The organism is Faecousia intestinalis, from assembly GCF_040096185.1.
Taxonomy (GTDB): Bacteria; Bacillota; Clostridia; order Oscillospirales; family Oscillospiraceae; genus JAZOXB01.
In genome coordinates, this window is sequence record NZ_JBBMFF010000237.1 from 22,462 (window position 1) to 28,461 (window position 6,000).

Consider the following 6,000-nt stretch of genomic DNA (forward strand, 5'->3'; position numbering starts at 1 on the left):
CACCAAACAAAACGGCTTGTGAATATAGATCGTGATGTGTTGTGGACAACGCTTTCGGGCTGAAACTTTTTCCACGAAAGTGTCAAGAAATTTAATGAGGTGATGTGCGTGACAAATGATAATTGGACACCTATACCGATGTATTGCTCCAACTGTGGAGCATTGCTTTACGGATATAGAAATGATGAGGGGAAAATCAAGTATGAGTGCAAAAGGTGCGGAACCGTAGCGGTTCGAGTCCAGAAAGGACGCCGACACGACAAGATTGACCTCTATGCCCCGGAAGGGCAAGCCCGGTACTATTAACTTAATACGGCAAAACGACGGAATGGTTGAGGTGAAACAGACTGCGTAATTCCATCTCCAGGTCACTTGCTTTGAACACTTCGGTTGGTTAAACCAAACTTGCTATGCAGATATGAGAGGCCACCGACAAGACAGTAAGCCATAGGCTTACCCTGTCTTGCCGGTGGCTTCTTATTTTCGGCAAGAACAACCAACCAAGGGCTTCCGGCAGAGAAATCTCTGAAAGGAAGCCTTTTTCGATGCTAAATAAGTGGCTCTGTTATATCGCTGAATACCCGTGATCTCCGAATTTTTGACTTTTACCCAAATTCAAAAATTCAAAGGAGATCACAGTAATGAAAAGAACATTTTCGGTAAAGAAGGACCCCACGATTGAAGCACAGGACAATTGGCTGATCATGGATTATCGCCAGTATGCGGCATGGAGAGAAACGGATGAAGGCAAGAATCGGGAAATCGTCTTTGGAAAGTTTGAGGCTTGCAGTGAAGACGACTCTATCATTTTCATGGAGTGCAATGAAAAAGTCAGCAAAGAGTTGAAAAAGGATTGCCATCGCAAGCATTACATCCGAAGCCGAGACGCCGAAACACCGTTCCAAGTCATGTCTTACAGCACCATGACCTTTCAAGAGTCTGAAATTTACGGAGAAGATGTTCTCGAAGATACAGAGTGCAATGTAGAGGCGTCGGTCATGCAGCGCATGGACATCGAGCGGGTCAGAACTGCACTGAAAATGTTGACCCCGGAAGAACGAGCCATCATCCAGGATTTTTTTCTTCACAGAATCCCCAATACCGGTTAAGGAGCTTGTGGAAAAATACGCAATGCCCAAGACGAGTATCTATAGAAAAAGGGATGATGCACTGAAGGCGTTTAAGAAAATTTTAGGAAATGCGTAGGTTAAATAGGAACGATACGACTGCTTTGACATAGAAAATGCACCTGCCGAAGCAGGTGCAGGAATGAAATCACATCATGGGGTTTTCCAATAGGTCTTCCACATTGCAGCCGAGAACACGGGACAACTTGTAGAGGATGTTTGCCTGCGCCTTGTCAATGCTATTGACCCGTTGTTCGTACATCTGAATGTTGCGCAGATTCACGCCGGACTGCTCTGCAAGCTCTGCTTGAGATAAGCCTCGGTTTTCACGGATGCGTTTCAGGTTGGAATCGCCTTCCGCTGCTTTATAGAGTTCCTCCATGGTATCGATGAAACTTGTAATGTCCATCTCGTGGTAAACGGAATACATCCCAATGATCTTGGAAAGTGGAATGCGCTCAAAGATGTCCTTGAAACGACGGCCGGTAAACCATTGGTACTCTGCAACTGCCCAACCGGGCCAATATTCAGGGGAGCAGTCCTCTGCGTTGGTTGGTGCTGGCAGCTCCTTTGGACCGTATGCCTTTGTGATGACCGCACGGGCCAGCTCAACACCGGACATCCCTGCGACATAGGCGGGGTTGCCTCGTTCAAATTGTTCGGCGTAGCCGGTATTGATGAAGAGTGCTGTGATCCAATCCGGTTTTAATTTGCAGTCGTTGATTGCATAGTCGAAGAAAGAGGAAAGACGATCCTTGGCATTATTCAAATAAGATTCGCTGTATGCGTGGGTCATCGCCAACCATCTCCTCCCTCAAGATATCCAGCACGAAGATGTCGTCCCGGTAAGACTTGCTTTTCTTGATCTCTTTACGGTAAGTATCCCTCGCTTTGGTATCTCTATCCAAGAACTTGGGGTAATAGACGCTCTTGCTGACGGGATAAGCATTTACGAAGTGCAGCCGATCAAAGCCTTTTTGAGAAATAACAACCGTCTGCTCACCGAGCTTGCCCAGCTTCAGAGCCCTGTTCAAACTCCGGAGCGGTAAGGTGTTGGATACGAAGGACTCAGCATACTGGAAATAGGAATCGTCTGCCCGATAGCCGATCACAACATCGTAGCCGGTTAAATCAATTGAATAGTGGTCAATAAGATAGTCCCTTGCATCAACGGCAACTTCGGAGTCCAGCTTGAAGGTGCGGAACTGAAGCAGAAGAGCCATCCAGTTCAGGACCGTATGCGTTCCGTCCAACAGATTCAGCAACTTCAGCCCTTCCGTGTCAAAGTCGTAGCTGTTGACAAAACCGTCTGCGTTCTTTTTGCAGGCCCACTCACGAGCCATTTCATCGACGCGAGTACAGTAGAAACCCATGCCATAGTCGTTGTGCGGATTACCGATATGAATATCCGGAACCTCTATGATGTGGTCGGTTCCATGAAGCAGTTGAATGATGCTCATAATATGAAGCCTCCGTTATCATTGTAATGATACAACCGCATTATATCATCCTGATGATAGTTTTGTCAATAGGGTATGAGAATTCAATCCGAGGAATATGCCGCCTCCCTCCAAATTCTTCTGTTTCCGAAAAATATTTTGGAAACGAGCAAAAAACTGTGGGAATCTCGCAAAAAAATTCGGCAAAGAGAAAGTGAGAAGGCAATCTCATAAAACCCGGTAGGAGTGATTTACATTTACCGCAGAAGAGATCACGCGCTGAGGAAGCTGAAAAGCATTCTGGGCAATGCGTAAAAAGCACCTGCCGAAGCAGGTGCTTGGATACAGATTAGATTAGGTTGCTCGGAATAAAACAGTTATCCGCATCAATCGGGATCGGCTCCTGGCACATACAGATGATGCCGCCGTTTCCACGGATCAAAGAAGCCTTGTCAATTACGCTGTACTTTTTGATCTCCCGTCGGTCGGGCGCTGCACTCTTTTTGATTTCCAACGGATGAATGACATTGTTTTCCTCAACGAACACATCAATTTCCTTTGCATTGGAATCCCGAAAGTAGGTGAGGTTCACCTTGGACTTTGCGTAGGCGTAGTTCTTGACCAGCTCCATCACAACATAGTTCTCGTAGTAATGGCCGCTTGCAGCGCCGTTTCGCAGCGTATCCGGCGTTAGCCACATGGAAAGATACGCACATAGTCCTGTGTCGCAGAAATACAGCTTCGGTGTTTTGCTGAGGCGTTTGAGCTCATTGTTGGAATAGGGGGCTAACAGATAGATGATGTTCAACCCAACGAGAATTTTCAGCCACTCTTTCGCGGTACTCGGTGCAATGTCGGCAGATTCAGCCAATGTGGAATAATTGACCTGCTCCGAAACAAGAGAAGCACAGCCCACAAGAAATCTGCGGAAACGAACGGTGTCGGTGATGCCGCCGGCTTCGGTAGCATCACGCATCAAGTAGGTGTCAACATAGGAATTGAAATATTCCAGCCGGAGTTCGTCGTCCACACCCTGCACCTGAGGCATACCGCCTTCCCAAATGTGATTGAAAACTTGAATCACATCATTTTTGGGAAGTTTACGCTGCCTTGCCTGCAAGGTGGCGAGAGAGAAATCCAAATCTGTGTCAAACACAAGTCCTGCTTTTTCTCTTGCGGACAAGCTGTACAGCTCCAAAATGCCGATTCTTCCGGCGAGCGTCTCGCGTACTCGTTTCATCATATTGTACTGCTGCGAACCGGTCAGCCAAATGAGGCCTTTTTCGTCACTCTCATCACAAATGATTTTGATTTGCTCGAACAGCTCCGGCGCTTTCTGCACCTCATCAATAAGGATCGGCGGCTTATAGGTCTGAAAGAACAGCACGGGGTCAGACTGTGCGAGATCTCTTGCCATTGTATTGTCCATCGTGACATAGGTCCTGTCGCTCCCTGCAAGGTGCTTTAACATCGTCGTTTTGCCGACCTGCCTTGCGCCCGTAACAAGGATAACCTTGAAAAAATCATTGAGCTTTAAGAACTTGCGCTCAAGCTCCCGTGTAATGTATGCCATAACGCGCCTCCTGATTTTAAGGAAAATCTACGGTTAATCATATTTTATCATAACATTCCCGCCTGGTCAAGAGAATATACACATTGCGGACTTGAAATTTTCTTTTGTTCAGTGCTGCCGCAGGGCGTTTACGCCATTTTGTTGGCCAGTTCGTGAAGCTGAGCCAAAATATTTTAGAAAATTAGTAAAAGCAGCGGGAAAATCGCAAAAAAATTCGGCAAAGAGAAAGTGAGAGGGCAATCTCATAAAACCCGGTAGGAGTGATTCACATGAACAACAAAATAAACATCAACCCCAGCTCGACAAAGTGGCTCGAAAAAGATGATCGGGTCGTCGCTGATTACTTTTGCGATTTGGGCTTCCGTTCCCTGAAGCAGATCCTTGATATGCGTGTTTTCGACCTGATGAATGAACTCAATGCCCTGCTCAATGTGGATAAGCGTGAGAACGAGATCGTCGGCGGTGAACCCGATGAGGGTGATAAGCCGCCCGAAAAGAAACCGAGGGACTTGGAAAGGTAGCCGAGCCTCTTGACAATCGTTATCATATATGATAACATTATAATGGATCGGAAGGGAGGGTTTTGTATGACCGAAAAGGAACTGTTGGCGGCAAGGCAGAGCATCGTGCAGAAGCTGACGCAGGCAAGACTGGAAAAAGGATTGTCGCAGGAGCAGCTTGCAAAGCGCATCGGAACTCAGCGTTCCAATATCTGCCGCATCGAAAAAGGAACGCAAAACCTCTCCCTTGACCTGATGCTCAAGATCGCAGAGGCACTTGACAAGGATGTGTCCGTAATGCTTGAGGAAAGGAGCAGCACAATAGAAAAAGTATATAGCCTGCGCCTTTATGATGAAACACTGCTGACCTTCACGCTGGAGGAAAGAGGCTTGGAGGGCTTGCAGGCGACCATTCTTCACACCGAAACGGCAAAGCAAAAGCTGCTTCCCCTCGACTTGGAGCTGACAAACGGGGGCGTTGTGAAGTGGCTGGAACGGCGGGTGATCCCGAAGAACCGGCAGTTTGTAGACGAGATCTTAAAGACGCTGGGGCTGAGCGTAAATAGCACGAAGGGCATCATGGATGTCTGTATGGGGCTGTCCCTCAACGACAGCTATTGGGTCGTCCCCGCCGACTTTGACGGCAAGTATGCCGATTATAACTTCTATGAAAACCGCTTCTCCGAAGCGCTGTCGCTGGTGGCTTATACCGGTGTGGGCGGCAGCCGGGAGGCATTCTCCACCTCGCCGGAGCTGACTACCAACGGTATGCTGCGGAAGGCTTGGCGGTTCGTGGAGGATGACGGCATCTATCTGTATAAGGGCGGCACGGAGGGCGCTGCGAACACCGGAAACGAGCCGTACAGCGAGTATTATGCCTGTCAGATCGCAGACAAAATGGGCATCGGCTGCGTACAGTACGACTTGGAAAACTGGAAAGGTATCCTTGCCTCCAAGTGCCGGCTGTTCACGGATATTGATACCTCTTTCGTCCCTATCGGGCGTATTCTCCGCAAGACGACGCTGAAAGCCTGCCTTGATTATTACAAGACCTTGGGCGACGAGTTCTACGAGCAGCTTTGCAGTATGCTGGTTTTCGACGCCCTGATTTACAACGAGGACAGACACTTCGGCAATTTCGGCTTGCTGCGGAACAATCACACGGGCGAAATTATCGCCCCTGCGCCCGTCTTCGATAACGGCGTGTCGCTGTTCAACTACGCGATGCCGGACGATTTCAAGAACCTGCGTGCGTACGCAAAGACCCGTTCCAATCCCTACCGCATTTCCTATGAGGATGTGTGCAAAGAGGTAATGGGTGCAAAGCAGAAAGCGCAGCTGCGGCGAATGGTGGACTTCAA

General features: G+C 48.3%; 6 protein-coding genes. 3 read left to right on the top strand and 3 right to left on the bottom strand.

Features of this window, described 5'->3' with window-relative positions; all coding sequences use genetic code 11:
- The first annotated feature begins 641 nt into the window (after positions 1-641).
- A complete protein-coding gene (locus WMO66_RS09830; RefSeq protein WP_349136267.1) occupies positions 642-1,109 on the top strand; it encodes a hypothetical protein in 468 nt (155 codons plus the stop codon).
- A 166-nt stretch (positions 1,110-1,275) separates the two neighbouring features.
- Here the strand turns inward: WMO66_RS09830 and WMO66_RS09835 are convergent, their stop codons facing one another.
- From WMO66_RS09835 to WMO66_RS09845, 3 genes are all read right to left on the bottom strand, one after another.
- Entirely contained in the window at positions 1,276-1,923 is a 648-nt protein-coding gene (locus WMO66_RS09835) for a helix-turn-helix domain-containing protein (protein ID WP_349136269.1), read from the bottom strand.
- Positions 1,889-2,587 carry a DUF3990 domain-containing protein gene (locus WMO66_RS09840; RefSeq protein ID WP_349136270.1) on the bottom strand — a complete coding sequence of 233 codons (699 nt, stop codon included), beginning with the start codon at positions 2,585-2,587 and terminating at the stop codon, positions 1,889-1,891. Before WMO66_RS09840 ends, WMO66_RS09835 begins: the two co-directional genes overlap by 35 nt.
- Before the next feature lie 328 nt (positions 2,588-2,915).
- Positions 2,916-4,139 (bottom strand): ATP-binding protein, encoded by a 1,224-nt coding sequence (locus tag WMO66_RS09845; protein WP_349136272.1) that lies wholly within the window; start codon positions 4,137-4,139, stop codon positions 2,916-2,918.
- 269 nt (positions 4,140-4,408) lie between these two features.
- Here WMO66_RS09845 and WMO66_RS09850 point away from each other — a divergent pair, with 269 nt between their 5' ends.
- A complete protein-coding gene (locus WMO66_RS09850; protein ID WP_349136273.1) occupies positions 4,409-4,660 on the top strand; it encodes a hypothetical protein in 252 nt (83 codons plus the stop codon).
- A 66-nt stretch (positions 4,661-4,726) separates the two neighbouring features.
- The coding region (locus tag WMO66_RS09855) for a helix-turn-helix domain-containing protein (protein WP_349136274.1) at positions 4,727-6,000 on the top strand (1,274 nt) is incomplete at its 3' end.

Bases quoted from the DNA above. Each gene is read 5' to 3' on its own strand.
- WMO66_RS09830 (WP_349136267.1), top strand. From the start codon at position 642: ATGAAAAGAACATTTTCGGTAAAGAAGGACCCCACGATTGAAGCACAG.
- WMO66_RS09835 (WP_349136269.1), bottom strand. From the start codon at position 1,923: ATGACCCACGCATACAGCGAATCTTATTTGAATAATGCCAAGGATCGT.
- WMO66_RS09840 (WP_349136270.1), bottom strand. From the start codon at position 2,587: ATGAGCATCATTCAACTGCTTCATGGAACCGACCACATCATAGAGGTT.
- WMO66_RS09845 (WP_349136272.1), bottom strand. From the start codon at position 4,139: ATGGCATACATTACACGGGAGCTTGAGCGCAAGTTCTTAAAGCTCAAT.
- WMO66_RS09850 (WP_349136273.1), top strand. From the start codon at position 4,409: ATGAACAACAAAATAAACATCAACCCCAGCTCGACAAAGTGGCTCGAA.